Annotated in this window: 1 protein-coding gene; it reads left to right on the top strand. The window is 67.7% G+C overall.

Features of this window, described 5'->3' with window-relative positions; all coding sequences use genetic code 11:
• Positions 1–29 precede the first annotated feature (29 nt).
• Positions 30–1,049 (top strand): IS110 family RNA-guided transposase (locus tag RFN28_RS34585; protein ID WP_320291596.1); only part of this gene is annotated, 1,020 nt, incomplete at its 3' end.

Genomic DNA, 1,049 nt, shown 5'->3' with positions numbered 1-1,049 from the left:
TGAAACCCCAGCGGAGGAGACCGTCCGTCATGCAAGCTATCAGATTTGGAATCGATCTGGCCAAGAATGTGTTCCAGGTGCACGGCGTGGATGCGAGCGGGCAGGTGGTGGTGCAGCGCCAGCTGCGCCGCGCGCAGGTGGAGAAGTTCTTCGCCGCACAGCCGCCGGCGCTGATCGGCATGGAGGCCTGCGGCTCGGCCCATCATTGGGCCCGCACGCTCAGCGCGCTCGGCCACGAGGTCAAGCTGATGCCGCCGGCCTATGTGAAGCCCTATGTTGCGCGCAACAAGAACGATGCCCGCGATGCGCAAGGCTGTTGCGAGGCGGTGAGCCGGCCCGACATGCGCTTCGTGCCGATCAAGACGGTCGAACAGCAATGGGCCAGGGCGCTGCATCGCACGCGTGATCTTCTGGTGCGCCAGCGCACGCAACTGGCCAACGCCATGCGTGGCCTGCTCTATGAGATGGGCCTGACAAGTGCCAAGGGGGCGGCGGGCATCGAGACCCTGCTGCGGCGCATCGAGACGGCCGATGAAGCCATCCCCGCCGCGCTGTTGATCTGTCTGGTGCCCTTGGCCGGGCAATGGCGCGCGCTGGATGGCGAGATCGGCAAGCTGGACAAGCAGATCCTGGCTCAGGTCAGGCAGCAGCGGGCGGCCTTGCGGCTGACGACGATCCCGAGCGTCGGCCCGATCATCGCGCATGCAACCATCGCAGCCATCGGCGACGGCCGCCAGTTCGCCTCGGCCAGGGACTTCGCCGCCTGGCTGGGCCTGACCCGCAAGAGCCATGACACCGGCGGCAAGCACAGGCTGACAGGCCATATCAGCCGTGCCGGCGACAGGGACCTGCGAAGGCTGCTCATTCTCGGCGCCAGTTCCTGGCTGCGCCAGGTCAGGGCCAAGCCCGACAGGGGCTCGCCCTGGATTCGCGGCCTGCTGGCCAGGCGGCCGGTCAAGGTCGCCGTCGTCGCCCAGGCCGCCAAGACCGCCCGCATCATCTGGGCCATGCTCACCACGGGCCAAGAATACAGGGCGCCGGTTGCGGCA

The organism is Mesorhizobium album, from assembly GCF_033977205.1.
Classification (GTDB): Bacteria; Pseudomonadota; Alphaproteobacteria; order Rhizobiales; family Rhizobiaceae; genus Mesorhizobium; species Mesorhizobium album.
This window is presented reverse-complemented; position numbering and strand designations above follow the sequence as displayed.